Source organism: Streptomyces sp. NPDC041068, from assembly GCF_040647455.1.
Taxonomy (GTDB): Bacteria; Actinomycetota; Actinomycetes; order Streptomycetales; family Streptomycetaceae; genus Streptomyces.
Genome location: NZ_JBEZCG010000016.1, coordinates 238,212 through 263,766, shown reverse-complemented (window position 1 = coordinate 263,766; position 25,555 = coordinate 238,212). Strand labels below are relative to the sequence as shown.

20 protein-coding genes, 1 tRNA gene and 1 riboswitch are annotated in these 25,555 nt (G+C 70.7%); of the genes, 6 read left to right on the top strand and 15 right to left on the bottom strand.

Annotated elements, in window-relative coordinates; genetic code table 11:
* Nucleotides 1-296: 296 nt before the first annotated feature.
* Both AB0B50_RS33285 and AB0B50_RS33280 read left to right on the top strand, forming a co-directional pair.
* Entirely contained in the window at nt 297-1,517 is a 1,221-nt protein-coding gene (locus AB0B50_RS33285) for an acetyl-CoA C-acetyltransferase (protein WP_362339531.1), read from the top strand.
* A 271-nt stretch (nt 1,518-1,788) separates the two neighbouring features.
* Complete coding sequence (locus AB0B50_RS33280; protein WP_362339530.1) at nt 1,789-2,637, top strand: hypothetical protein; 849 nt, start codon at nt 1,789-1,791, stop codon at nt 2,635-2,637.
* 88 nt (nt 2,638-2,725) lie between these two features.
* Here the strand turns inward: AB0B50_RS33280 and AB0B50_RS33275 are convergent, their stop codons facing one another.
* Nucleotides 2,726-3,037: a hypothetical protein gene (locus tag AB0B50_RS33275; RefSeq protein WP_362339529.1), complete on the bottom strand. Its 312-nt coding sequence runs from the start codon at nt 3,035-3,037 to the stop codon at nt 2,726-2,728.
* Nucleotides 3,038-3,139: 102 nt separating this feature from the next.
* Between AB0B50_RS33275 and AB0B50_RS33270 the strand changes: the two genes are divergently transcribed.
* Nucleotides 3,140-3,370, top strand: coding sequence for a DUF4287 domain-containing protein (locus AB0B50_RS33270; RefSeq protein ID WP_362339528.1), 231 nt, complete (start codon nt 3,140-3,142; stop codon nt 3,368-3,370).
* A 134-nt stretch (nt 3,371-3,504) separates the two neighbouring features.
* Here the strand turns inward: AB0B50_RS33270 and AB0B50_RS33265 are convergent, their stop codons facing one another.
* The 3 genes from AB0B50_RS33265 to AB0B50_RS33255 all read right to left on the bottom strand — a co-directional run bounded on the left by AB0B50_RS33265 (nt 3,505) and on the right by AB0B50_RS33255 (nt 7,086).
* On the bottom strand, nt 3,505-4,440 hold the full coding sequence (locus AB0B50_RS33265; RefSeq protein ID WP_362339527.1) for a Bax inhibitor-1/YccA family protein: 936 nt from the start codon (nt 4,438-4,440) through the stop codon (nt 3,505-3,507).
* Between the two features lie 66 nt (nt 4,441-4,506).
* Nucleotides 4,507-5,883, bottom strand: a complete 1,377-nt coding sequence (locus tag AB0B50_RS33260) for an MFS transporter (RefSeq protein WP_362339526.1) — start codon at nt 5,881-5,883, stop codon at nt 4,507-4,509.
* A 15-nt stretch (nt 5,884-5,898) separates the two neighbouring features.
* Nucleotides 5,899-7,086 carry a 4-hydroxybenzoate 3-monooxygenase gene (locus AB0B50_RS33255; RefSeq protein WP_362339525.1) on the bottom strand — a complete coding sequence of 396 codons (1,188 nt, stop codon included), beginning with the start codon at nt 7,084-7,086 and terminating at the stop codon, nt 5,899-5,901.
* Between the two features lie 167 nt (nt 7,087-7,253).
* Here AB0B50_RS33255 and AB0B50_RS33250 point away from each other — a divergent pair, with 167 nt between their 5' ends.
* Nucleotides 7,254-9,008 carry an IclR family transcriptional regulator C-terminal domain-containing protein gene (locus AB0B50_RS33250; protein ID WP_362339524.1) on the top strand — a complete coding sequence of 585 codons (1,755 nt, stop codon included), beginning with the start codon at nt 7,254-7,256 and terminating at the stop codon, nt 9,006-9,008.
* Nucleotides 9,009-9,100: 92 nt separating this feature from the next.
* On the opposite strand, the gene AB0B50_RS33245 is transcribed toward AB0B50_RS33250, so the two are convergent.
* Nucleotides 9,101-9,183: transfer RNA gene (locus AB0B50_RS33245), tRNA-Leu, on the bottom strand.
* A gap of 387 nt (nt 9,184-9,570) precedes the next feature.
* Here AB0B50_RS33245 and AB0B50_RS33240 point away from each other — a divergent pair.
* The gene (locus AB0B50_RS33240; RefSeq protein WP_362339523.1) at nt 9,571-10,341 is read left to right on the top strand and encodes an ABC transporter ATP-binding protein; all 771 of its coding nucleotides are present in this window, start codon (nt 9,571-9,573) and stop codon (nt 10,339-10,341) included.
* Between the two features lie 114 nt (nt 10,342-10,455).
* Entirely contained in the window at nt 10,456-12,975 is a 2,520-nt protein-coding gene (locus AB0B50_RS33235) for an FtsX-like permease family protein (protein WP_362339522.1), read from the top strand.
* 62 nt (nt 12,976-13,037) lie between these two features.
* On the opposite strand, the gene AB0B50_RS33230 is transcribed toward AB0B50_RS33235, so the two are convergent.
* The 10 genes from AB0B50_RS33230 to AB0B50_RS33185 form a co-directional block, all read right to left on the bottom strand.
* On the bottom strand, nt 13,038-14,348 hold the full coding sequence (locus AB0B50_RS33230; RefSeq protein WP_362339521.1) for a cyclopropane-fatty-acyl-phospholipid synthase family protein: 1,311 nt from the start codon (nt 14,346-14,348) through the stop codon (nt 13,038-13,040).
* Nucleotides 14,349-14,587: 239 nt separating this feature from the next.
* The gene (locus AB0B50_RS33225) at nt 14,588-15,991 is read right to left on the bottom strand and encodes an NAD(P)/FAD-dependent oxidoreductase (protein ID WP_362339520.1); all 1,404 of its coding nucleotides are present in this window, start codon (nt 15,989-15,991) and stop codon (nt 14,588-14,590) included.
* A gap of 380 nt (nt 15,992-16,371) precedes the next feature.
* Entirely contained in the window at nt 16,372-17,313 is a 942-nt protein-coding gene (locus AB0B50_RS33220) for a Ppx/GppA phosphatase family protein (RefSeq protein ID WP_362339519.1), read from the bottom strand.
* On the bottom strand, nt 17,310-17,843 hold the full coding sequence (locus tag AB0B50_RS33215) for a DUF501 domain-containing protein (protein ID WP_362339518.1): 534 nt from the start codon (nt 17,841-17,843) through the stop codon (nt 17,310-17,312). Before AB0B50_RS33215 ends, AB0B50_RS33220 begins: the two co-directional genes overlap by 4 nt.
* Before the next feature lie 23 nt (nt 17,844-17,866).
* Entirely contained in the window at nt 17,867-18,346 is a 480-nt protein-coding gene (locus tag AB0B50_RS33210) for a septum formation initiator family protein (protein WP_362339517.1), read from the bottom strand.
* Nucleotides 18,347-18,465: 119 nt separating this feature from the next.
* Nucleotides 18,466-19,752 carry a phosphopyruvate hydratase gene (gene eno, locus AB0B50_RS33205; RefSeq protein WP_306338692.1) on the bottom strand — a complete coding sequence of 429 codons (1,287 nt, stop codon included), beginning with the start codon at nt 19,750-19,752 and terminating at the stop codon, nt 18,466-18,468.
* 345 nt (nt 19,753-20,097) lie between these two features.
* Nucleotides 20,098-20,826: a transglycosylase family protein gene (locus AB0B50_RS33200; protein ID WP_362339516.1), complete on the bottom strand. Its 729-nt coding sequence runs from the start codon at nt 20,824-20,826 to the stop codon at nt 20,098-20,100.
* A 4-nt stretch (nt 20,827-20,830) separates the two neighbouring features.
* Nucleotides 20,831-20,979: riboswitch (cyclic di-AMP (ydaO/yuaA leader) on the bottom strand.
* A gap of 194 nt (nt 20,980-21,173) precedes the next feature.
* The gene (locus AB0B50_RS33195) at nt 21,174-22,283 is read right to left on the bottom strand and encodes a transglycosylase family protein (protein WP_362339515.1); all 1,110 of its coding nucleotides are present in this window, start codon (nt 22,281-22,283) and stop codon (nt 21,174-21,176) included.
* A gap of 149 nt (nt 22,284-22,432) precedes the next feature.
* Nucleotides 22,433-23,734, bottom strand: coding sequence for a cytochrome P450 (locus AB0B50_RS33190; RefSeq protein ID WP_362339514.1), 1,302 nt, complete (start codon nt 23,732-23,734; stop codon nt 22,433-22,435).
* A complete protein-coding gene (locus AB0B50_RS33185; RefSeq protein ID WP_362339513.1) occupies nt 23,731-25,539 on the bottom strand; it encodes a hypothetical protein in 1,809 nt (602 codons plus the stop codon). Before AB0B50_RS33185 ends, AB0B50_RS33190 begins: the two co-directional genes overlap by 4 nt.
* Nucleotides 25,540-25,555: the final 16 nt, after the last annotated feature.

The following is a 25,555-nucleotide window of genomic DNA, read 5'->3' as shown; positions in this document are numbered from 1 at the left end:
CAAAAGGTCAGTGTACGGCCGTGAGGTACGCACGGGGCAAGGCCGGACCCCCTAAGTCATGCCGACGTGTGCCGCAGGAGCTAGCGTCACCGTATTCCCCTGAAAGGGGCGCGGGGAACTGCGCGAGCAACCACAGCGAACCCCCAGACGAAAACGCACCCCTCCCGCCCAGGACCCCGCGGCCTGAGCGCCCGCTTAGAAATGCGTCCCGCGTCACAGCCCCGACCCAGTGACCCGCAGCAATACGTGCGGGTAACTTCCCAGTGAGTCCTGCCCCCCGTCACTGGAGCCGCGTGATGCCCGAAGCCGTGATCGTTTCCGCTGCCCGTACCCCCATCGGCCGCGCCTTCAAGGGCTCGCTGAAGGATCTCCGCCCCGACGACCTGACCGCCACGATCATCGAGGCCGCCCTCGCCAAGGTTCCCGAGCTCGACCCCAAGGACATCGACGACCTGATGCTGGGCTGTGGTCTGCCCGGCGGCGAGCAGGGGCACAACCTCGGCCGCATCGTGGCCGTACAGATGGGCATGGACCACCTCCCGGGCTGCACCATCACCCGCTACTGCTCCTCCTCGCTGCAGACCTCCCGCATGGCCCTGCACGCCATCAAGGCGGGCGAGGGCGACGTCTTCATCTCGGCGGGCGTCGAGATGGTGTCCCGGAGCGTGAAGGGGACCAGCGACGGGCTCCCGGACACCCACAACCCCCTCTTCGCCGACGCCGAGGCCCGCACCGAGGCCGTCGCCAAGTCCGAGGGCTCCACCTGGCACGACCCGCGCGAGGACGGCCTGATCCCGGACGCCTACATCGCGATGGGGCAGACCGCGGAGAACCTCGCCCGCGCCAAGGGCGTCACCCGCCAGGACATGGACGAGTTCGGCGTCCGCTCGCAGAACCTCGCCGAGGAAGCCATCAAGAACGGCTTCTGGGAGCGCGAGATCACCCCGGTCACCACCCCCGACGGCACGGTCGTCAGCAAGGACGACGGCCCGCGCGCGGGCGTGACCATGGAGGGCGTGCAGGGCCTCAAGCCCGTCTTCCGCCCCGACGGACTGGTCACCGCCGGCAACTGCTGCCCGCTGAACGACGGCGCCGCCGCCCTCGTGATCATGAGCGACACCAAGGCCCGCGAGCTCGGCCTGACCCCGCTCGCCCGCATCGTCTCCACCGGCGTCACCGGCCTCTCCCCCGAGATCATGGGCCTCGGCCCGGTCGAGGCGAGCAAGCAGGCGCTCCGGCGCGCCGGTCTCACCATCGACGACATCGACCTGGTCGAGATCAACGAGGCGTTCGCCGCCCAGGTGATCCCGAGCTACCGCGACCTGGGCATCGACATCGACAAGCTCAACGTCAACGGCGGCGCCATCGCGGTCGGCCACCCCTTCGGCATGACCGGCGCCCGCATCACCGGCACGCTCATCAACTCCCTCCAGTTCCACGACAAGCAGTTCGGCCTGGAGACGATGTGCGTGGGCGGCGGCCAGGGCATGGCGATGGTCATCGAGCGCCTCAGCTAGTCACCGGGCGCCTCGGCCGGCCGGGTTCACCGCTGACACACAGTTCCCAGAACTGACGCTCAGTCTCTGAATCTGTTCGTGACCCAATCTCCCCCAGGATGTGACCTATCTCCTGGGGGAGATACATATGCCCAGCTCAGAGCACATCTGTGGATAAACCCCGGGCCCAAAGACCTGTCCAATTCGTGACGTAATGCACTGACAGGTGGATCGTGCAGGCTTCAAGCTGATGTAGGAAGTCGGGGGTCGACTTGAAACCGGGAGTACGTCAGTGAGCGCCTTGCCTCTTGCCCTGCTGCTCTCCACGGCCGCTGCCACGGCCGTGGGCGCCGCCGCCCTGCACGCAGTGCACGGCCTGCGGAAGCAGCTCGCTGAGATCACAGCCCTGCGCACCGAGCTGGCCGACAGCCGTGCCGCCGGCGCCTCGCACCCCGCGGTGCCCGGCGCCCGTACCAACGTGGACACCGACGAGATACGCGCGGCCGTGGCCGAGGCGCTCGCCGAGGAGCGGGAGCGGGAGCTGGCCGAGGCCCGCGCCTTCTGGGCCGCCCAGGAGGCCCGCGACGGCTCGGAAGGGCCCTCGCTCCTCTCCGGACTGCCCGGCATCCCCGACGGCATCGCCGACGAGCTGTTCCTGCCGCGCCAGGCCGACTTCGCCGGCATCGAGTCGGACAGCCTGGAGCCGGTGATCGAGCCCTTCGCCGACCCGGCGGCCACCGATGAGTTCGCCGGTGAATCACCGGAGTTGGCCGCGGCCCGCCGCCGTCACCCCTCGCACCCGGACTTCGTGCCGGTGCAGGCGCCGACCTCCGAGGCGCACGGCGACCACGAGCGCACCGTGGCGTGCCTGGAGGAGCTGGCCGTCGCCCGCACCGCCCTCGCCGACGTCCGCCCAGGACCGCTGGGCACCCTGGACGTGTACGTCTTCGCGGACGGCACGACACTGTGCATGACGCCCGGCCACCGCGAGACCGCGGAGCTCCTCGCCACCGCCCTGCGCGAGGGCCAGACCCCGTTCCTGCTCGGCGGCTCCGGCATCTCGGGCGCGTACGCCCTGACCTTCGAGTGCGGCGCGGAGAACATCTACATCCTGGCGGACCGGGTCATCGCGTCGGTCTAGCCCCGTCAGGGGCGCGGGGCCGTATCGATCTGCGGCTCCGCCGCGTGGGCGCGACCGGCAACGACGCACCCGCGGACGCCGAACGCCCCTACACCCCCGCTCTCTTCTGCGCCTCGGCGACAAGCTCCAGCGCCTCCGCGAGCCCGGCGGGATCCTCCAGCACAAGAGCCAGATCCCGCCCCGCGACGGTGATCTGATCGGCCGCCGCGAACATCCCGGCGTCCGGCATCTCCCGCGGCTCGGCGGCCGGCGCCTCGATGCGCTGGGCCCGCACCGCCAACTCCCTGGCCAGAGCCAGCGCTTCGGCCGCGGCGCCGCGCTGAAGGCGGCTCTGCGGCGCGGCCCGCAGGCGGTCGGCGAAATGGTCCACTGCGGCCGTCAAAGGCGTCGTATCGAGCACCCCGCGACCTTATGCGCCTTTGCGGGACTGTTGCCAACGCCCCAACGCTCAGGCACGGTGTCGTGAAGGACGGAACACATCGCGACGCGTCCGGAGGCGCCGATGTCCCAAGTCTTCTCCGAGGAGACCCACCGCAACCTGCTCGAACGAATCCCCCACTGCACCGGTCGTGAAGTCTCCGACTGGCTCCGCGCCGTGGACGAAGGCCCCTCTCTCTTCCGCTTCGAGGAGAAGGTCAGCTGGCTCCGCGCAGAACACAACCTCGCGTACGGCCACGCGAAGGCGATCATCCACGAGTACGACCTACGGCGGGCCGCCCGCAAGCTCCTCTGACCACGTTCCCCCGAGCATCGAACATCCTTCACCAGTTCCCTCACACCACACGGCGAAGGGCCCGTGGACCGATTCCGGTCCACGGGCCCTTCGGTGGGTGGGGCGCCTGTGCGGCGCCCCCCTCAGCGTCTGTCTCAGTCGTTGCCCGAGAAGATCGCGATCAGCCGCAGGAACTCCATGTAGATCCAGACGAGCGTCATCGTCAGACCGAACGCCGCGAGCCAGGCCTCTTCCTTCGGGGCGCCGTACGCGATGCCGTCCTCGACCTGCTTGAAGTCCAGGGCCAGGAAGCACGCGCCGAGCAGGATGCCCACGATGCCGAAGACGATGCCGAGGCCGCCGCTGCGGAAGCCGAGGCCGTCGCCGCCGCCGAAGACCATGAACAGCAGGTTCACGGCGGTCAGCAGCAGGAAGCCCATCGCCGCGGCCATCACGAAGCCGTAGAAGCGACGGTTGACGCGGATCCAGCCCGCCTTGTACGCCACGAGGACGCCGATGAAGACCGCCATCGTGCCGAGCACGGCCTGCATGGCCGCGCCGCTCGCGATGCGGTTGTCGACGACGCTGGAGACGACGCCGAGGAAGACACCCTCAAGAGCGGCGTACGTCAGGATCAGCGCGGGGGACGCCTTGCGCTTGAACGCCTGGACGAGGCCGAGCACCATCGCGATGAGGCCGGCGCCGATCGCGATGCCGTACGACTTGCTGATGTTGGCGTCGTCCACCGGCAGCAGCGCCCAGGCGAGCGCGGCCGTGACCACGAGCGTGCCGAGCGTGGTGGCGGTGCGCATGACGACGTCGTCCATCGTCATGCGGCCCGAGGTCGTTACGGGCGCCTGGGGGGCGCCGTACTGCACGTCCTGCTGGGCGTACGGGTTGGTGGCGTAGGGGTTGCCCGCAGGGGCCTGCTGGCCTCCGGCGTACGGATTGCCCTGCGCGTACGGGTTGCCCTGCTGGGTCTGGGTCGCGCCGCCTGCGGGTCCCCCGGCCTGCGGCTGCTGGCCGAAGCCGGCGAAGCCGTTGTCGCGGCTGAACCCCCGTCGCGAGAAGACCGGGTTACTGCTCCTCATTTCACTCCTCCATGGCCACCGTGCGTGGCTTTGGTTCAAGAGTAATGCGTAGGCAAAGGGATGAGCCTAGTGCTTGGGGAGGATCTTTCCCTCACTGTGACGGAGAACGCCCGGGACCGGCCGCACTGTTCCCGGATCGGAACCGTTCCGCCGCGCGAGTGGCACCAGCGAGATGGCGACCGCGCCGAGGACCGCGGCCACCGCGAACGTGGTGAAGCCGAGCGAGGCGTTCCCGCCCGCGACGACCGCCCCGCCGAGCCACGGCCCGACGACCGCACCGGTCCGCCCGACGCCGGTGACCCAGCCGAGCCCCGTGGCGCGCTGGGCGGGCGTGTAGACGGAGGGCGCGGCCGCGTACACCATGACCTGCGCCGAGAAGAGCCAGATGCCGGTGACGAAGACGATGGCGTAGGCGACGCCGAGCGGCAGCTGGGCCTTGAGCAGGAAGGCACCGCACGCGGTGAGCAGGAACCAGACCGCGGAGACCTTCACGGCCCCGAAGCGGTCCGCGGTGCGCCCGGCGACGAGCATGCCGAGGATGCCGCCCGCGTTGATCACCATCAGGAAGGTGTCGGAGGAGGAGAGGGAGTAGCCGGAGGCCCGCATCAGCTCGGGGAGCCAGGTGGAGACTCCGTAGACGAGGAGCAGTCCGGCGAAGGAGGCGATCCACATCAGCGGCGTCGCGAGCCGCTGCCCGGGGCCGAAGAGCGAGGCGACGGCGGAGAAGCGGCCCTTCGCACCGGCCTCGGGGGCATCGGCGCACGTCGGGACGGGCAGGCGGTAGCGGGCGGCGACGGCCTCGGCCGCTTCCGTGCGCCCCTTGGCGAGCAGCACGCCGGGCGACTCGGGCAGCCATTTGAGAACCAGCGGGACGGCGATCACCGCGGGGATCACGCCGAACCAGAAGACGACGCGCCAGCCGTGGTCGGGGCCGAGCGCGAGCCCGAGGCCCGTCGCGACCATGCCGCCCGCGTGGTACGAGGTCATCATCAGTCCGGTGGCGAGCGCGGCCCTGCGCGGCGGCGCGAACTCGGCGACGATCGCGAGCCCGATCGGCATGAGCCCGCCGAGCCCGAGTCCGGAGACGAAGCGCCCCGCGCCGAAGACGGCGGCGCTCGGCGCGAGCGCGCACAGCGCGGAGCCGAGCGAGAAGAGGACGACGCTGCCCGTCACCATCGGCTTGCGCCCGGCCCAGTCGGTGAGGCTGCCGCAGCCGAGCGCGCCGATGAGCATGCCGAAGGTGGTCCAGGAGCCGATGGTGCCCGCGGTCGACGCGGTGAAGCCGAGGCCGTCGTCGTCGATGAGGTGCGGCATCACGGCGCCGTAGATGTTGACGTCCATGCCGTCGAAGAAGACCACGAGCCAGCACAGGGATATGACGGGTGCGACGGATCTGAAGGTGCGTTCGCGGGGAGCCGGACCTGCCGGGTTCGGGGGATTCACGGGGCGCGCTTCCTCTCAGCTGAGCTCGTCGAAGGGAAATCCGGTGTAGGACTCCGCCAGGTCGGCCTCGGCGGAGCGCGCGGTGGTGATCCGGTCGAGCCGGGCGCGCTGGATGCGGTCGTCGAAGGGGGTGGCGTCGGGCGCGCGGTGGAGCATCGTCGTCATCGCGTAGCTGAAGCGCTCGGCCTGCCAGACGCGGCGCAGACAGGTCTCGGAGTACGCGTCGAGGCGGCTCGCGTCGCCCTTGTCGCGGAGCAGGGTCAGCGCGCGGGCGAAGGTGACGACGTCGCCGACCGCGAGGTTGAGGCCCTTCGCTCCGGTCGGCGGGACGATGTGCGCGGCGTCGCCCGCGAGGAAGAGCCGGCCGTGGCGCATGGGTTCGTGGACGTAGCTGCGCATGGGCGTGACGGACTTGGCGGTGACGGGACCTCGCCGCAGCGTCCACGCCGGGTCGTCGGTCTCCAGGCGGCGGTCCAGCTCGTCCCAGATCTCCGTATCGCCCCAGTCGTCGGCGTCCGTGCCGTCAGGAACCTGGAGGTACGCGCGCGTGACGGTCGGCGACCTCATGGAGAGCAGGGCGAAGCCGCGGTCGTGGCGGGCGTAGACCAGCTCGTCGTGCGAGGGCGGCACATCGGCGAGGATGCCGAGCCAGCCGAAGGGGTACGTGCGCTCGAAGGTCCGGGAGAGCGCCTGGGGTACCGCCTTGCGGGCCACGCCCCAGAAGCCGTCGCAGCCCACTACGTAGTCGCATACGAGGGTGTCCTCGCGCCCCTCGCGCCGGAAACGGACGCGGGGACTCCCGCTGTCGGCGCCCTCCACGGCCAGCGCCTCGGCCTCGAAGAGCAGCGGGCCGCCGTCGGCGAGCCGGAGGGCGATGAGGTCCTTGCAGACCTCGGTCTGGGCGTAGACCCTGACGGAGCGGCCGCCGGTCAGCGCGGGGAAGTCGACGCGGTGCCTGCGGCGGTCGAAGCGCAGCTCGATGCCGTCGTGCGGGAGGCCCTCGCGGTCCATGCGGGCGCCCGCGCCCGCCTCGCGCAGGACGTCGACGGTGCCCTGCTCCAGGATCCCGGCACGCTGGCGGCGCTCCACGTAGGCGCGGTCGCGGCTCTCCAGGACGACGGATTCGATGCCGGCGTTGTGCAGGAGGCGGGCGAGGAGCAGACCTGCCGGTCCTGCCCCGATGATCCCGACGGTGGTGCGCATCGATCGCCCCTTCAACTCTTCGTCCCGGCTCTTCGTCCCGGCTCTTCGCCTCGGCTTGTTCGCCTGGTGAACTTTCGTTCATAATGTGCTGACGGGAGTCTCTGGGCGCGGCCGTGCGCTGTCAACGGTCGTGCGGCACCCGATTTCGCGAGACGAGGAGCGCCCCAGTGCCGGAAGAGTCCGTACGCCCCCTGCAGCGCGGCCTCGCCGTGCTGCGCGCGCTCACCCTGGCGGACGGGGCCCGCGCCGGCGACCTCGCGCGCGCCACGGGCCTGGCCCGCTCCACGGTCGACCGGGTCGTGGCGACCCTGGTCCGGCTCGGCTACGTACGCGTACGCGGCCAGGAGCTCCACCTCTCCCCGCGCCTGATGGAACTCGGCAACGCCTACCTCGCGGCCAGCGGCCTGACCGGCGAGGTGGCGGCGCGCACCGCACGGCTCGCGGACGAGCTCGACGAGTCGGTGTCGCTTGCCGTGCCCGACGGCGACGGCGTCCGCTTCGTGACGCAGGCCGCCCGGCGCCGCGCCATGTCGGTGGCCTTCCGCATCGGGGATCTGCTGCCGCCCGAGCGGTGCGCGCCAGGAGCCCTGTTCGCGGCCGCGTGGGACGAGGAGCAGTGGGCCGCGTGGCGTGCGCGCGTGGCCCAGGGGCCCGCGGAGGACGACTTTCCCGCGCTGCCGCCGGGGCCCGCGCCCAAGGACGCCCCGGACCTCGCGGCCCGCGTCGCCCACGCGCGCGAGACGGGCCGGGCCCTGGACGACCAGCTGATCGAGCCGGGCCTGATCGCGGTGGCGGTCCCGGTGCACGACACCGCGGGCCGCGTCCGCTACGCCCTGTCGGTCGTGAGCCACACCAGCAGGCACACCGCGGACGGGCTGGCGAAGGCGATGCTGCCCCGGCTGCGCGCCGAGGCGAGGCACCTGGAGGAGCTGGACGGGCGGGAGGGGCCGGTGCCGGAGGGTCCGGAGCGGGTGGGTCCGGAGCGGGAGAGGCCGGAGCGGGAGGGTCCGGAGCGGGAGAGGCCGGAGCGGGAGAGGCCGGAGCGGGTGGGTCCGGAGCGGGTGGGTCCGGAGCGGGAGAGGCCGGTGCCGGAGCGGCCCTCACCCGCCGACCCCGTCGCCGCCAAGGCCGAGCTCGGGCCCGAGTTCCTGCAGTCCCTCGCGCGCGGTCTCGCCGTGCTGCGCGCGCTGGGAGAGGCACGCGGGGACGGGCTGCCGCTCACGGACATCGCCGCGGCCACGGGCCTGCCGAGGGCCACCGCGCGACGCTGCCTGCACACGCTGGTCCTGGAGGGGTACGCGGCACACGACGGCCGCCTCTACCGCCCGCTCCCCCGCATCCTGGAACTGGGCCACGCCGCCCTGTCCCGCCTCACCTTCGCCGAGCTCGCCGAGCCGCATCTGCGCGCGCTGACCGACCGCGTCCACCAGTCGGCATCGGTCACGGTCCTGGACGGGGCGGACATCCTGTACGTCGCGCGGGCGGCGACGGTCCGCGTCATGAGCGTCCACATCACGGTCGGCACCCGCTTCCCCGCGTACGCCACCGCCATGGGCCGGGTCCTGCTCGCCGGGCTCCCCGCGGCGGAGCGCGCCCGCCGGCTCGCGTCGACGCCGCCGCGCGCCCTCACCCCGCGCACGGTGACCGACCCCGGCGAGCTCGCCCGCGTCCTGGAGCGGGCCGCCGCCGACGGCCACGCCACCGCCGACGAGGAGCTGGAGGAGGGCCTGCGCTCGGTCGCCGTGCCGGTCAGGGACGCGGCGGGCCGGGTGGTCGCCGCCCTGAACGTCGCCCAGCACGCGGGCACGGCGCCCCTGGCCGAGACCCGCGATGCCCTACTCCCCGAGCTGCGCGCGACGGCGGCGGCGATCGAGGCGGACCTGCACACCGCGGCCCGCTTCCATCACGTACACACGCCCTGAAACAGCAACACCGCGCACGGAAACGGAAGTTGACGAAACGTCAGGAAGAGAGAGGGGCCGCACACGAGAGGGCGGCGGAGGAGCAGCGGAGGTGCCCGGAGCCGGACTCGAACCGGCACGCCCCCGAGGGGCAGCGAGGTTTAAGCTCGCCGTGTCTGCATTCCACCATCCGGGCAGGCCATGGGCTCCGCGTCGAGGATTCGACCCTATCGGGAGGCATCCCCCGAACAGCGGAAGGACTTCCCGATGTTGTCTTATTTTATTGACGTCTGAGGGTGCATCAGCCGCAGGTACGGTCCATCGGTACTTGCCGGAGGCCTTTCCCCCCTCCGGTCCCGTCGTGAGTGTCTCCGTACGGAATGACGGAATTTAGCCGCCCGTACGTTCCCGCCCTCCGGCCCTCTCCCCTCGGGGACGGACGTCATCCCCAGGTATGACAACCGACCCCCGGGTCCGACTCGAGAGGGCCCCCGGAACCGGAACAGCGGCTGACTCCAGGACGCTGATCGGCCAGGACGATGGAGTACGTCCCCACTCGTCGTCCCGACAGGAGCACCGTCCCGTGACCACCACCCCCTTCGCCGCCCGCGCCACCGCCGTGGCCGCGCGTGCCACGGATCTCTCCAAGGTGTACGGACAGGGCGAGACCCAGGTGGTCGCCCTGGACCGCGTCTCCGTCGACTTCGGGCAGGGCGAGTTCACCGCGATCATGGGCCCCTCGGGCTCCGGCAAGTCGACGCTGATGCACTGCGTCGCGGGCCTGGACAGCTTCAGCTCGGGATCCGTGCGGATCGGCGAGACCGAGCTGTCCACGCTCAAGGACAAGCAGCTCACCAAGCTCCGCCGGGACAAGATCGGCTTCATCTTCCAGGCGTTCAACCTGCTGCCGATCCTGACGGCACTGGAGAACATCACGCTGCCGATGGACATCGCGGGCCGCAAGCCGAACAAGCAGTGGCTGGAGCAGGTCATCGAGATGGTCGGCCTCTCGGGGCGGCTCAGCCACCGGCCCACCGAGCTCTCCGGCGGCCAGCAGCAGCGCGTGGCTGTGGCCCGTGCGCTCGCCTCCCAGCCGGAGATCATCTTCGGTGACGAGCCGACCGGAAACCTGGACTCGCGCTCCGGCGCGGAGGTCCTCGGCTTCCTGCGCAACTCCGTGCGGGACCTCGGGCAGACCGTCGTGATGGTCACCCACGACCCGGTGGCCGCGTCGTACGCGGATCGCGTGATCTTCCTTGCGGACGGGCGGGTCGTGGACGAGATGCACCGGCCTACGGCGGATGGCGTGCTGGACCGCATGAAGCACTTCGATGCCAAGGGGCGGACGAGCTAACCGCTCTGCCGCTTCGTTCTTCTACTGCGGGCCGTCAGTGGCTGGTCGCGCAGTTCCCCGCGCCCCTTCGGGGCGCGCCAGCTCCGGCCCGATCTTCCACCAGGACTCACACCCATGTTCCGTACCGCCCTGCGCAACGTGCTCGCGCACAAGGCCAGGCTGTTGATGACCGTGCTCGCCGTCATGCTCGGCGTCGCGTTCGTCTCCGGCACCCTGGTCTTCACCGACACCTTCGGCAACGCCTACAAGAACAAGTCGGCGAAGAGCTTCGACCACGTCTCCGTCGCCATCCAGTCCGACGGCGGCTCCTCCTCCGGCGACGGCGAGACCAAGCAGCCCGGCCGCCTCACCGACGGCCTCCTGAAGAAGGCCGAGGGCCTGCCCGGCGCCGACTCCGCCATCGGGTCCGTCTCCGGCTTCACCGCGCTCGCCGACAAGGACGGCAAGCTGGTGGGCGGCGAGTGGGGCACCACCGGCGCCAACTACTACCCGGGCAAGGACGGCAAGGACCCGCGCTACGACTTCGCCGAGGGCGCCGCCCCGAAGTCCGCCGGTGAGATCGCCCTGGACTCGCGCACCGCCGGGCGCACCGGCTTCAAGGTCGGCGACACCGTCCGCTACTCCACCGACGGACCGGTGAAGGAAGCCAAGGTCAGCGGCGTCTTCGACACCTCCGACGGCAATGTCGTCGCGGGCGGCAGCCTGGTGGTCCTGGACAACAAGACCGCGCTGAAGGCGCTGAACAAGACCGAGTACGACGAGATCGACGTGAAGGCCGCCGCCGGCACCTCCGAGTCGGCGCTCAAGGACTCGGTCGACAAGATCCTGCCGAAGGACACGGACGCCGTCACCGGCTCCCAGCTCTCCGACGACCAGGACCGGATGATCGAGCAGCAGACCAGCTCCATGAGCCAGGTCCTGCTGATCTTCGCCGGCATCGCGCTCTTCGTCGGCATCTTCATCATCGCCAACACCTTCACCATGCTGGTCGCCCAGCGCACCAAGGAGCTCGCGCTCATGCGGGCCGTGGGCGCATCGCGCCGCCAGGTGACGCGCTCGGTGCTCATCGAGGCGTTCCTCGTCGGCCTGGTCGCCGCCGTCACGGGCTTCGCGCTCGGCATCGGCGTGGCCGTGGGCCTGGAGTCCCTGATGAACTCCGCGGGTGCCTCGCTGCCCGACGGGCCGCTGGTCATCGCCCCGACGACCATCGTGGTCGCACTCCTGATCGGCGTGGTCGTGACCATGCTGGCCGCCTGGCTGCCGGGCCGCCGCGCCGCTCGGATCCCCCCGGTCGCCGCGATGAACAGCGTGCACGCGACGCCGACCACGCGCGGCCTGATCGTCCGCAACACCATCGGCTCGATCATCGTCGCCCTCGGCGTGCTCATGCTCTTCATGGAGGACAACTACGTGAAGTCCGGCGGCGCGGGCGTCGTGCTCGTCGGCGTCATCGTCCTCACGCCGCTCCTGTCCCGCCCGTTCATCGCCGCCTCGGCCCCGCTCCTGAAGCCGTTCGGCGTCACCGGCAAGCTGTCCCGCCTCAACTCGGTGCGCAACCCGCGCCGTACCGCCTCCACCGCCGCTGCCCTGATGATCGGCCTGACCCTCATCACGGCGATGACGGTCGTCGCGACGTCCATGAGCACGGCCATCAACAAGATGGCCGCGGGTTCCCTGAAGGCCGACTACTCGGTCTCCATGGCGAACTTCCAGCCGCTGACCCCCGAGGTCCGCGAGAAGCTGGCCGCGCTCCCGGGCGTCGAGGCGAGCAGCCCGATGCGCAGCGCCTACGGCGAGGCGGACGGTTCGTTCACCACCATCTCCGGCGTCGACCCCAAGGCCATCGACAAGCTGATCGGTCTCGACTTCGACAACGGCTCGATCGAGGGCCTGGGCGGCGACTCGGTGCTCATCGACCGTGAGATGGCCAAGGACAAGGGCCTGAAGACGGGCGACACCGTCCCGGTGAAGTTCGAGGACGACAACAAGACGGTCCAGCTGAAGGTCGGCGGCGTCTACGAGGGCAACGAGATGCTCAGCGGCGTCTTCGCCGCCACCTCCGTCGTCGACCCGCACCTCGACAAGGTCGTCGACAAGCAGGTCCTGGTGAAGATGAAGGACGGCGCGTCCGACACCGCCGAGGACTCCATCGTCAAGGCCCTCGGCGACAACCCGGCGATCACCATCCAGGACAAGGACGCGATCAGCAACCAGGTCGGCGGCGCCATCAACATGCTGCTGAACATGCTGTACGGCCTCCTGGCGATGGCCATCCTGATCGCGGTGCTCGGCGTCATCAACACCCTGGCGATGTCGGTCTTCGAGCGGAAGCACGAGATCGGCATGCTGCGGGCGATCGGCCTGGACCGCGCGAAGGTCAAGCAGATGGTGCGCCTCGAAGCGGTGATCATCTCGCTGTTCGGCGCGGTGCTCGGCATCGGCCTGGGCCTGTTCCTCGGCTGGATCGCGGGCGGCTCCATCGCCAACACGGTCTCGACGTACGCGATGGAGATCCCGGTCGGCCGTATCGCGATCTTCCTCGGCATCGCGGCCCTGGTCGGCGTCCTCGCGGCGGTGTGGCCGGCGCGGAGCGCCGCGCGGCTGAACCCGCTGCAGGCCATCAAGAGCGAGTAGGGGTACGAGGAAGGGGCCCCGGACGGATCGCCGTCCGGGGCCCCTTTCGCGTACACGTACGGCTATGCGCGCCAGTCCCTGGCCCTCAGCGGCATCCCCGACTCGCCGCTCTCCGGGGTCTTCACGGCGAGGACCTGGTTGACGCCGATGCGGTTGCGTTCGAAGGCCAGCGCGGAGGCCGCCATGTAGAGCCGCCAGACGCGGGCGCGGCCGGGCGAGGTGAGCCGCTGCCCCTCGTCCCAGTTCGCCTCCAGGTTCGCGACCCAGCGGCGCAGCGTGAGGGCGTAGTGCTCCCGTATGGACTCCAGGTCGCGCACCTCGAACCCGGCACGCTCCAGGAGGTCGACGGTGGTTCCCACGGGCGCGAGCTCGCCATCGGGGAAGACGTACGCGTCGATGAACTCGTCGACCGTGTACGCCGATTCGTCGGCCTGCGGGCGCCGCGCGATCTGGTGGTTGAGCAGCCGCCCGCCGGGCTTGAGCAGGGCGTACAGATCGTTCGCGTACTCCAAGTAGCGCTCGGAGCCGACGTGTTCGGCCATCCCGATGGAGCTGATGGCGTCGTACGGTCCGTCGCGTACGTCGCGATAGTCCTGGACGCGGATCTCGATCCGGTCCGTGAGGCCCTCATCGGCGATCCGCTTCCTGGCGTAGGCGGCCTGCTCCTGGGAGAGGGTGACGCCGACGACGCTCACGCCGTGCTCGCGCGCCGCGTGGATCGCCATCGAGCCCCAGCCGCAGCCGACGTCGAGCAGGCGCATGCCGGGCTTCAACGCGAGCTTGCGGGAGACGAGTTCGAGCTTGTCGCGCTGGGCGCCCTCCAGGGCGGCATCGGGCGAGTCCCAGTAGGCGCACGAGTAGACCATCGAGGGGCCGAGCACCAGCTCGTAGAAGTCGTTGCCGACGTCGTAGTGGTGGCTGATGGCCTGCCGGTCGCTGCCCTTGGTGTGCAGGTGGAGGCGGCCGTGTCTGCGCATCTCCTCCGGCGGCGGGGACGGCGGCAGGAACGGCGCGGAGAGGGCGAACAGCGAGCGGGCGGCGGCGCGGACCTTCGGATCGCGCAGGGACTGTCGCAGGTCCCTGGCGTCCCCTTCCTGCCGCGGGCCTCGCTCCCAGATGAACTCCGCCATCTTGTCGAGGACCTCGTAGAGATCCCCGTCGACATCCAGGTCGCCGGCCACCCAGGCGCGCGCCAGGCCCAGTTCACCCGGCTTCCACAGGAGGTGGCGCAGTGCGCGGCGGTTGCGCACCACGAGGACGGGCGCACCGGGCGGCCCCGCCTCCGACCGGTCCCAGGCCCGGATACGTACCGGCAGCGGGGCTCCCATGAGCTGCTCGGCAAGGTTCTTCAGCCGCTGTGCGGCGTCCTGCATGGCGCACACCTCCGAATGGGGTCTCCCCTGCTCGAACGGAGTCGAGAGCTCGGGGAATCATCCTGGAACGGTCCAACACCACGTAAACACCAAAGAACCGCGCGCGCAGTCCCGTTGCCGCGTCACGGATCGGCAAAATAGATGCCGGGGGCACCTACCTGCTTCCGGGTACGCCGAAGGGGGCCGCCCGCACCACGGATGGCGGACGGCCCCCTTCGGGGTGGATCAGTGACGCGAGGTCAGGAGGCCTTGGCCTTCTCCTCGGCCTTCACCGCGGGCGACGGCTCGGCGGCGACCGGCGGCTTCGGGGCCGGCTTGGCGGCCTCGTAGAACTCCTCGCGCGGGGCTTCGAGGGCGCCCAGGGAGACGACCTCGCGCTTGAGGAACATGCCGAGCGTCCAGTCCGCGAAGACGCGGATCTTGCGGTTGAACGTCGGCATCGCCATGCCGTGGTACGCGCGGTGCATGTACCAGGCGAGACGGCCCTTGAGCTTGATCTTCATCTTGCCCATGACGATCATCGCGACGCCCTTGTGCAGGCCGAGACCGGCGACCGCACCCTTGTTGGCGTGGCTGTACTCCTTCTGCGGGAAGCCCCGCATGCCGGAGATCACGTTGTCGCCGAGGACCTTCGACTGACGCAGCGCGTGCTGGGCGTTCGGCGGGCACCAGGCGTTCTCGTTGCCGGCCTTGCGGCCGACGAGGTCCGGGACCTGGGCGTTGTCGCCCGCGGCCCAGATGTAGTCGGTGCCCTGGACCTGGAGGGTCGCCTGGGTGTCGACGTGGCCGCGCGGGCCGAGCGGCAGACCGAAGCGCGAGAGCGCCGGGTTCGGCTTGACGCCCGCGGTCCACACGATCGTGTTGGAGTCGACCTCGAGGCCGTTCTTGAGGACGACGTGGCCGTCCACGCAGGAGTCCATCGACGTCGAGAGGTAGACCTCGACCCCGCGGCCCTCCAGGTGCTCCTTGCCGTACTGGCCGAGCTTGGGACCGACCTCGGGGAGGATCTTGTCCGCGGCGTCGACGAGCACGAAGCGCATGTCCTCGCGCTTCACGTTGTTGTAGTACTTGGCCGCGTCGCGGGCCATGTCCTCGACCTCGCCGATGGTCTCCGCACCCGCGAAGCCACCGCCGACGAAGACGAAGGTCAGCGCCTTGCGGCGGACCTCCTCGTCGGTCGTGGAGTCAGCCTTGTCGAGCTGCTCGAGGACGTGGTTGCGCAGGCCGATGGCCTCCTCGATGCCCTTCATGCCGATGCCCTGCTCGGCGAGGCCGGGGATCGGGAAGGTGCGGGAGACCGCGCCCATCGCGATGACGAGGTAGTCGAAAGGCAGCTCGTACGCCTCACCCACGAGGGGGGCGATCGTGGCGACCTTGCGGTCCTGGTCGATGGTGGTGACCCGGCCGGTGAGAACCTCGGCCTTCGGCAGAACGCGTCGCAGCGGGACGACGACGTGCCGAGGCGAGATGCTGCCGGCGGCGGCTTCGGGGAGGAAGGGCTGGTAAGTCATGTACGACCGGGGGTCGACGACCGTGACGGTCGCCTCGCCGTAGCGCATCTTCTTGAGGATGCGCCGAGCTGCGTACAGGCCTACGTACCCACCGCCTACTACGAGGATCCTGGGACGCTCCGTGGTGCTCATGCCATCGAGTATCCACCTGCCCGCCGGGGGTCGCTCGTGCGCCCCTTCACAAGGATGGAGAGGGGCTCTGCTACACTTCGCCGCCCACGTGACGGAGGTCATGGCGTCGCACGGGAACCACGGTGTAACGCGAGTCGTTGCTCACCCCTTGTGAGCTGCCGCTCTGGGGCCTCGCGGGGAGTGGACCACCGGGCCGCGACACACTCCGGCCACGCGCCCGAAGCATCCCGGTCACAGAGGAAAGAGCCCCCGGACCCCCCTTTCGGGGGTCCAGAGCCCTCAAACCTCGCCCATCAGGGCCGAATTCCTTGTGAAGAACTTCACGAACTTTTCCGACGCCGTGTCGCCGGGAGGCCTTTCGGCCCCCTCGGGACACCTTCTCAGGCGATGGACCAGCCGATCCCGTCCAGGATGTCGTGCTCGCTCACGACGACCTCGCGGGCACCGACGCGCTCCATGATCGCGAGCAGGACGAGCCCGCCCGCCGCGATGACGTCGACGCGGCCCGGGTGCATCACCGGGATCGCCGCGCGCTCGTCGTGCGTGGCGTGCGCGAGGCCGTTCACGATCTCGCTGACCTGCTCGTACGAGATGCGGGAGTGGTGGATGACCTGCCAGTCGTAGGTCTCAAGGCCCAGCGCGATCGCGGCGATGGTGGTCACGGAGCCCGCGAGGCCGACGAGCGTACGGGCCTCCTTGAGCGGCACCGTCTCCTCGGCCAGGTCCAGGGCGGCCTCGATGTCGGCGCGGACCGCGTCGAGCTGCTCCCGGGCCGGCGGATCGGTGACGGCCCCGTCGCGTACGAGGTGGCGCTCGGTCATGCGGACACAGCCGACGTCGACGGAGCGGGCCGCCCGCACATGGTCCGTGCCGACCACGAACTCGGTGGAGCCGCCGCCGATGTCCACGACCAGGTAGGGCTTGGCGAGGTCGTCTCGGCCTGTCAGCTCCTTGGTCGCGCCCGTGAAGGAGAACTCCGCCTCCTGGTCGCCGGAGATGACCTCGGGCTCGACGCCCAGGATCTCCAGGACGCCGCGGACGAAGTCCTCGCGGTTCTCGGCGTCGCGGGACGCGGAGGTCGCCACGAAGCGGACCCTCTCGGCGCCGTGCTCCTTGATGACGGCGGCGTACTCGCGGCAGGCGGCGAAGGTGCGGTCAAGCGCCTCCTGGGCGAGGCGGCCCGTCTTGTCCACGCCCTGGCCGAGCCGCACGACCGTCATCCGCCGGTCCAGGTCGACCAGTTCACCGGTCAGCGGGTCCGCGTCCGCCACCAGGAGGCGGATCGAGTTCGTGCCGCAGTCGATGGCGGCGACGCGGGTCACTCGGCGCCCTCGGTGGCGCACGGCGTGACGCACGCCCCCTTGGCCCACCACTCGGGCAGCATCGCGATGGCCTCGTCGCCCAGCGGGTTCACGCCGGGGCCCGCGGCCAGCGAGTGGCCGACCAGGACGTGCAGGCACTTCACGCGGTCCGGCATGCCGCCCGCGCTCGGGAAGCCCTCCAGGACCTCGATCTCGTCGCGGCGCGCGATGTAGTCCTCGTGGGCCTTGCGGTAGGCGGCGGCGAGCTCGGGGTCCGTCTTGAGGCGCTCCGACATCTCCTTCATGACGCCGTTGGCTTCCAGCGTGCCGATCGCGGAGGCCGCCCTCGGGCACGTCAGGTAGTACGTCGTCGGGAAGGGCGTCCCGTCCGGGAGGCGCGGCGCCGTCTCGACGACGTCCGGCTGTCCGCAGGGGCAGCGGTGCGCGATGGCCCGCAGGCCGCGCGGCGGGCGGCCGAGCTGCTGCTTGAAGGCCTCGACGTCGGCGTCGGTGGGCTCGGTGCGCGGGGTGCTCGGCGGGGGCGTTTCCATGCCTGTCTTTCCATGTCCGTGGGTCAGTCGTCGGGGCGGTCGGCCTTGTCGACGCCGTCCCAGACGTTCGAGTACCAAGGGCGTGTGGCCGCCCCCTGGTCCGTGCGCCGGCTCTTCGCCGCCGCGGGGTCGATCACCGTGAATCCGGTCTCGCCCGGCATCACGTAGTGCAGCCGGTCCCGGATGCGCTGCTCCGCGTACGCGTCGTCCTGCCAGCGGGCCTTCTCGTCGCGCAGCTTCTCGACGTCCTCCTGGCGCTCGGCCTTCTGCCGGCGCAGGTCGTCGATCTCGGCGCGCTGCGAGACGTACTGCCTTATCGGGTACGCGAGCGCGACGACGAGGGAGCAGAGCACGAGCGCGAGGAGGGCCGCGCGCCCGGTGAGCCGGGAGCGGCGGGCCTGGCGCTTGGTCTGCGAGCGGTAGACCCGCTCGGCGGTCTGCTCGCCGAGCAGCTTGAGGCGGGTCGCCGTGGAGAACCGGTCCTTGGTCCCGGCCTTGGCCATGGTTCCGCCTCCCCAGTGCAGCGCGCCGGCGCCTCAACGTACCTACGTCCCCGCACACGGTACGGGACCGCGTGCGGGGACGTAGGTAACCCGGCGTCACGACCGGGCCTCGCGCTTGATCAGCCCTTGAAGCGCGGGAAGGCGCTGCGGCCGGCGTAGACCGCGGCGTCGTCGAGGATCTCCTCGATGCGCAGGAGCTGGTTGTACTTGGCGACGCGCTCGGAGCGGGCCGGGGCGCCGGTCTTGATCTGGCCGCAGTTGGTGGCGACGGCCAGGTCGGCGATGGTGACGTCCTCGGTCTCGCCGGAGCGGTGGGACATCATGCACTTGAAGCCGTTGCGCTGGGCCATCTCGACGGCGTCCAGGGTCTCGGTCAGCGAACCGATCTGGTTGACCTTGACGAGCAGGGCGTTGGCCGAGTTCTCCTCGATGCCGCGGGCCAGGCGCTCCGGGTTGGTGACGAACAGGTCGTCGCCCACCAGCTGCACCTTGTCGCCGAGCTTCTCGGTGATGACGTTCCAGCCGGCCCAGTCGTCCTCGAACAGCGGGTCCTCGATGGAGACGAGCGGGTACGAGGCGACGAGCTCCTCGTAGTACTCGGTCATCTCGGCGGCCGAGCGCTCCTTGCCCTCGAACTGGTACTTGCCGTCCTTGTAGAACTCGGACGCGGCGACGTCGAGGGCGAGCGCGATCTGCTCGCCGGGGACGTAACCGGCCTGCTTGATGGCCTCGAGGATGAGGTCGAGGGCGGCGCGGTTGGAGTCCAGGTTCGGGGCGAAGCCGCCCTCGTCGCCGAGGCCGGTCGACAGACCCTTGTCCTTCAGGACCTTCTTGAGGGTGTGGTAGACCTCGGTGCCCCAGCGCAGGGCCTCGGAGAAGGACTCCGCGCCGATCGGGGCGATCATGAACTCCTGGATGTCGACGTTGGAGTCGGCGTGCGACCCACCGTTCAGGATGTTCATCATCGGGACGGGCAGCAGGTGCGCGTTCGGGCCGCCGAGGTAGCGGAACAGCGGCAGGTCGCTGGCCTCGGAGGCGGCGTGCGCGACGGCGAGCGAGACGCCGAGGATGGCGTTGGCGCCGAGCGAGCCCTTGTTGTCGGTGGCGTCCAGGTCGAACATGGCCTGGTCGATCAGACGCTGCTCGGTGGCGTCGTAGCCGACGAGCTCCGGGCCGATCTGCTCGATGACGGCGAGGACGGCCTTCTCGACACCCTTGCCCTGGTAACGGTTCGGGTCACCGTCGCGGAGCTCGATGGCCTCGAAGGCACCGGTGGAGGCACCGGACGGAACGGCGGCACGACCCGTGCTGCCGTCGTCGAGGCCGACCTCGACCTCGACCGTGGGGTTGCCTCGGGAGTCCAGGATTTCCCGGGCTACGACGACGTCGATGGACGGCACGAGCATCTCCTTCTGGGAGTGTGACGCGAATACGCGATGACGCAGGCCGCTTCGGCCCTGCGTCTCCTGAGCCTAACGGGCTCCGGAGCTTCGGCCAGCCGACCGCCCGTCCCGTGGGACGGCCAAGGGCCCAAATACCTGGGAAACGGGACGGAAGGCCGCGTTTCTACTGACTGGTAGCTCGCTAGGGGCGAACACGGGGCCGGGCTGCGGGGGGCCGGGGGCTCCGGCATTTCGGGGGCGGACATGGCCCGGCCCCGGTGCGTACGGGGGATACGCGCACCGGGGCCGGGAGCCCGTGGGGACGGGGGCCGGCCGTGCGTCCGCCGAGGCACGGCCGGGGTGGGGCCTTTAGCTGAGGTGCAGCTGCTGGCCCGGGTAGATGAAGTCGGCGTCGTCGATGATGTCGCCGTTGAGCTTGTAGACCTTCTGCCAGCCGCCCTTGACCTTGTGGTCCTCGGCGATCTTGGACAGGGTGTCGCCCGTCTTGACCTTGTACTCGCCGTCGCCCTTCTTGACCGTCTTGCCGGTCGGGGTCTCGACGGTCTTCTTGGTCTCGGTCTGCGGCGTCGGCTGCGGCTTCGGCGCGGCCTGCTGCTGCGGGGCCTGCTGCTGCGGAGCGGCCTGCTGCTGCGTCTTCTGCGGCTGCGGCTTGGTCTGCTGCTGCGGCTGCTGGGTCTCCTGCTGCGAGCCGCCGCCGTTGTACGCGGCGCCCGAGAGGCCGACGCCACAGCTCGGCCAGGCGCCCTTGCCCTGACCCGCGAGGACCTTCTCGGCGATCTCGATCTGCTGGGCCTTGGTGGCCTTGTCGGCGGTGGGCGCGTACTTGGTGCCGCCGTACGCGGCCCAGGTGGAGGCGGAGAACTGCACGCCGCCGTAGTAGCCGTTGCCGGTGTTGATGGCCCAGTTGCCGCCGGACTCGCACTGGGCGACCGCGTCCCACTCGGCACCGGTGGCGGCGTTGGCCGAACCGGCCGCCATCAGCGGGGCGGCGACGGCCGCGCCGGTGACGCCGACGAGCGTGGCGACACGGGTGGCCTTGGACGGGCGACGGTGCTTGCCCTTGCCGGAAAGCAGCATGAGTTGATCCCCTACACCGACGCCTGCGAGGTGAGCTGTCGGGTTCGGGCCGATGTGGTTGCCCGGCCGCGCTTCCTAGAGCGCGACTTCACCCCTAGCCGTTTCCGGCACTTACCTTGGGTCCCCCGCTCCTGCCTACGGCGCTCTTGAGCGACGACTGTTCCCGTCCGGCCGTTGGCAGGATTCGGCGTACCGACCGGCGGGGCCCGCAGTGGCGAGCGGTCACGACCGTAGCCACGCAATCCACCGAATTTCAAAGACGATCAGGTCTTCTGAGACCCATCTCTCACTCGCGCCAAACCGGACATTCGGCACGAAGACCCCGCCCGACTCTTCGTCAACTTCCGTTACTTTTCGCCCAGATCGAGGCTCTGACCGGGGAGGATGAGGTCCGGGTCGGCTCCGACGGTCTTCTTGTTCTCGCTGTAGAGCTCGTGCCATCCGCCGTCGACGTCGAGGTCGTGCGCGATGACCGAGAGGCTGTCCCCGGAGCGCACCGTGTACGTCCCGTCGGCGACCTCGTCCGTGCGGTCGCCGCCGCGCGACGCGTGCCGCCCGGGACGGTCACCCTCACCACCGGCGGACGGGCTCTCGTCCGCGCGGTCGCCGCGGTGGCGGCCGGACGCGGAGTCCTTGGAGCCGTCGGAAGAGTCGGAGGGCTCGGTCGAGTCCTCGGGCTCGGGCGAAGTGGTGTCCTTCTGGCCGGACTTGCCGGAGTCGCCCTTGCCGTCGGCCTTGTCGCCCTTCCCGCCCTTGTCTTCCTTGCTGCCCTTGTCGCCGGACTCGTCGTGATTCTTGTCTCGGGACTTGTCGCCCGTGCCGGGCGTGTCGCTCGCGTCGCCGGAGGGGTCGGCGGAGTCGGAGGCTTCGTCGGACGGCTCGTCCGGCGACCCGCCGGCCTTGCCGGAGCCCTCCTCCTCCTTGTCCTTCCCCTTGTCCTTCTCCTTGCCCTTCTCCTTCTCCGAGTTCTTGGAGTCCTTGGAGTCCTCGGAGCCCCCGGAGCCGGTCGAGCCGGACGGGTCGGAGGTGTCGGAGGGCTGCGGCGTGACCGGGGCGCCCGGGTCGACGTCGGCCGCGGCGCCGTCCTGAGTGAGGCCCGCGATCGGGGCGCAGCTCGGCCAGGCGGCGGTGCCCTGGTCGTCGAGGATCTGCTCGGCGACGGCGATCTGCTGCGAGCGGCTCGCCTGGTCGGCGCTCGGCGCGTACGCGAGGCCGCCGTACTGCTCCCACGTCTCCTGGGAGAGCTGGAGCCCTCCGTAGTAGCCGTTGCCGGGATTGGCGCTCCACGCGCCGCCGCTCTCGCACTCGGCGAGCTTCTCCCACGTCGTGGTCTCGGCGGCACTGGCGCTGGTCGCGCCGAGCAGCGGGATGGCGATGGCTGATCCGGTGACTCCTGCCGCGACGATGAGGGCCGGGGCCTGGCGGGGGCGTCGGTGACGACCATTGCCGGAGAGCATGCGGTTGCCTTTCAGGAGACTGCTGCGACGACTTGAGGCGCCGGGGCGCTCAAGTCGTCGTGAACGTAGCCGCAGTCGAACGCTTGTCACAAGTCGATGCAGCGGAGATCACGTAAAAGTCACATCCGTGATGGCCCGTCAGTTCGGCGTCAATCGGACGTCGTTTTCTGTGCGGTTGTGAACTCCACGGGCAGCGTGCGCAGTCCCCGCATGATCAGTCCCCCACGCCACCGCAAATCGGCAGGATCCGCCGCGAGTTGCAGATCGGGGAGGCGCCGCAGGAGTGTCGCGAGGGCGGTCTGACCCTCCAGTCGGGCGAGCGGGGCGCCGAGGCAGTAGTGGATTCCGTGCCCGTATCCGAGGTGCTGGTTGTCGCGGCGCGACAGGTCGAGGGTGTCGGGGTCGTCGAAGCGGGCGGGGTCGCGGTCGGCGGCGGCGAGCACGACGAGGACGGGGTCGCCCGCGGCGATGTCCTGGCCACCGATGCTGAGCGGCTCGGTGGCGAAGCGCCAGGTGGCGAGCTCGACGGGCCCGTCGAAGCGGAGCAGTTCCTCCACACCGGTCTCCAGGAGTGCGGTGTCGCCCTCCTGGATCGCCTTCTGCAGCCGCTCGCGCTGCTCGGGGTGGGTGAGCAGGGCGTACATGCCGTTGCCGATGAGGTTGACGGTCGTCTCGAACCCGGCGAAGAGAAGGATGAAGGCCATCGCGGCGGCCTCGTTCTCGGTGAGGTGCTCGCCGTGGTCGGAGGCGCGGATGAGGCCGGAGATGAGGTCGTCGCCGGGGTCGAGGCGCTTCCTGTGGATCAGCTCGGCGAGATAGCCGCGCATCTTCTTCACGGACCGCGCGACACCGCCCCGCGGGCCCCCGCCGTGCCGGATCATCATGCCCGCCCAGTCGCGGAAGTCGTCCTGGTCCTCGCGCGGGACGCCGAGCAGGTCGCAGATGGCGTAGATGGGGAGGGGGAAGGCGAACTCGTGGATGAGGTCGGCGGTGCCTTCCTCGACGAACCGGTCGATGAGGTCGTCCGTCAACTCCTGTACCCGTGGTGCGAATTCGGCGACGCGGCGCGGGGTGAACGCCTTGGAGACGAGGCGCCGGAGGCGGGTGTGGTCCGGCGGGTCGATGTTGAGCAGATGCGTCATCAGGTTGGCGCTGCGCTCACCCGGGATGCCGGTCTTGCTCTTCGCGTGCGCGGGCTCGTCGTGATGGGCCGGGTTCTTGCTGAGCTGCTGGTCGGCGAGGGCCTGCCGGGCGTCCGCGTACCGAGTGACGAGCCAGGCCTCGACCCCGCTGGGCAGCCGCTGCTTGCTGACGGCTTCGTTCTCCCGGAGCCAGGCGTAAGCGGGGTAGGGGTCGGTGGCGAACTCCCAGGTGAAGAGCTCGGGCCCCTGGGCCTCGGGCGGGGTCTCCGGGTCGTCCGCGGCTGCGGACGGGACGGTCTTTTCGGTCACTCCTTGACGGTATCCGGCTTCCTCTCCGGGCCGGACCGCAGGTGAGCGAGGGTGGCGGCGGCCTTCTCGTCGCCCTGCTCGGCGGCGCGCGCGAGCCAGTGCTCGGCGCGGTCGAGGTGCAGCCGGGCGAGTGCGCTCGCCGCCCAGCGGCTGCCGTCGGCCGCGGCCATCTCCATGTACCGGGCGGCTTCGGTGTACTCGCCGAGTTCCAGGAGGTCCTCGCCGACGGGCAGCGCGCTGCCCCGGTCGAGGTCCACCAGCCTGCCGTACCAGTGCCTGGCATCCGCGATGTCCCCCGCGCTACCGGCGAACTCCCCCAGGGCCCGCATCACGTCGCCGTCACCCGCCTCCGCACGCGCCCGCAGGTCGGACCTGGCCGCCGCCAGCATCGAGCCGTGCTCCGCCGGGCGGTGCTGCCGCGCCGCCTTGACCATGGCCCACCAGACGTACTGGTCGGCGGCCGGGAAGCCCGGCGCGCGCAGGGCGTCCGCCACGAGCGTGCCGCAGGCCCGCCACGTCTCCTCCTCCGCTCCCGGTAGGAGCAGTCCGGCGGCGCCTGTCCGGAGTGAGGCGGCCCACGCCAGCGCATCCGTGTACGTCTCCTCCCTCTCCATGGGCTGCTCCGCGTACTCGTCCGCCACCTCGATGAGGGCCTCCAGCGGCATCGCCTCGGTGATCCCGTGCCGGGCGAGGTCGATCGCCGCGCGCACCAGAAGGTGGCCAAGCCGCCGTCCGCGCCGCGCCCTGCGCCACTCCTCCCACAGGTCGGGGCCGAGCGCGAGGAACTGCGTGATGCCGAGGTCCCCGCGCCAGCGGACCGCGTCCGCGAGGCGCGCGTCTTCCACCGCCGCGAGGCGCGCCAGCTCCGCCTCGCTCCACTCCGTGGGGACCTCGACGGTCTGGGCGACGCTCAGGGCGCGGGCGGCGGGGTGGTGCCCGAAGCGGTGGCGGTCGTACGCCTCGTCCCGCATCGTCGCCAGGACCAGAACACGGTCATGGGTGAGCCGGGCGAGGACACCGGGGGTGCCGGGCTCCGCGAGGTGAGCGTCGAGGTCGTCGAGCCACACCACGTGGGTGCCTCCGGTGGCGCGGTCCCTGAGCTGGTCCGGCAGGTCGCGCAGGTCCGTTCCGCCGCCCGCGACGAAGACCCGGGAGTCCTCCGCCACACTCGCCCGCAGGACCGCCCATGCCGTCGAGGTCTTTCCGGACAAGGGTCCGCCCGTGACGATGACGAGGCCGCCGTAGTGCGCGGCCTGCCTCAGTAGAACGGACAGCTCGTCGTCACAGTCCCTGGCGACGTAGGGAGGCAGGGCCGTCGCGCCGACGGTCCTGCGGGTGGGGCGCACGCCGAGGCCGAGGCGGCGGAGCTGGTCGGCACGGGGCCAGCCGTCGGTCGCGGGCACCCCGCCGTGCGCCGCGCCGCTGTTGATCATGACCGAACCGATGGAGCCCGCCATGACCGCGTTGTCGACGGTGCCGCCTGAGATGGTGTTGCCGACCGTCGCGCGCGGCGACGGCATGAGCTCGGCGGTCAGCTCACGGAACGCATCGGCCAGCAGGGGACGCGCCTGGAGCAGGCCCCGGATTCGAGCGCACCAGACGCGCTGCGTCCCTGGGGTGGTCATCTCCCCCGAAACCAGCAGGCGGTGGTCCCGGGCGAGCTCCCGGGCGAACCCATCGCGCACACCCGCCTCGGCGAAGCAGTCCCGGAAGCGCAGCTCCCGCACGTCCCAGTCCTCGGCACGCATGGACCTCGCCAGCGCCATCGCGGCGAAGTCCGCCAGCTCCTCCAACTCCCGCTCCACACAAGCCCCCTGGTCA

Bases quoted from the DNA above. Each gene is read 5' to 3' on its own strand.
- AB0B50_RS33285 (WP_362339531.1), top strand. From the start codon at position 297: ATGCCCGAAGCCGTGATCGTTTCCGCTGCCCGTACCCCCATCGGCCGC.
- AB0B50_RS33270 (WP_362339528.1), top strand. From the start codon at position 3,140: ATGTCCCAAGTCTTCTCCGAGGAGACCCACCGCAACCTGCTCGAACGA.
- AB0B50_RS33265 (WP_362339527.1), bottom strand. From the start codon at position 4,440: ATGAGGAGCAGTAACCCGGTCTTCTCGCGACGGGGGTTCAGCCGCGAC.
- AB0B50_RS33255 (WP_362339525.1), bottom strand. From the start codon at position 7,086: ATGCGCACCACCGTCGGGATCATCGGGGCAGGACCGGCAGGTCTGCTC.
- AB0B50_RS33235 (WP_362339522.1), top strand. From the start codon at position 10,456: ATGTTCCGTACCGCCCTGCGCAACGTGCTCGCGCACAAGGCCAGGCTG.
- AB0B50_RS33230 (WP_362339521.1), bottom strand. From the start codon at position 14,348: ATGCAGGACGCCGCACAGCGGCTGAAGAACCTTGCCGAGCAGCTCATG.
- AB0B50_RS33225 (WP_362339520.1), bottom strand. From the start codon at position 15,991: ATGAGCACCACGGAGCGTCCCAGGATCCTCGTAGTAGGCGGTGGGTAC.
- AB0B50_RS33215 (WP_362339518.1), bottom strand. From the start codon at position 17,843: ATGGAAACGCCCCCGCCGAGCACCCCGCGCACCGAGCCCACCGACGCC.
- AB0B50_RS33210 (WP_362339517.1), bottom strand. From the start codon at position 18,346: ATGGCCAAGGCCGGGACCAAGGACCGGTTCTCCACGGCGACCCGCCTC.
- eno (WP_306338692.1), bottom strand. From the start codon at position 19,752: ATGCTCGTGCCGTCCATCGACGTCGTCGTAGCCCGGGAAATCCTGGAC.
- AB0B50_RS33200 (WP_362339516.1), bottom strand. From the start codon at position 20,826: ATGCTGCTTTCCGGCAAGGGCAAGCACCGTCGCCCGTCCAAGGCCACC.
- AB0B50_RS33195 (WP_362339515.1), bottom strand. From the start codon at position 22,283: ATGCTCTCCGGCAATGGTCGTCACCGACGCCCCCGCCAGGCCCCGGCC.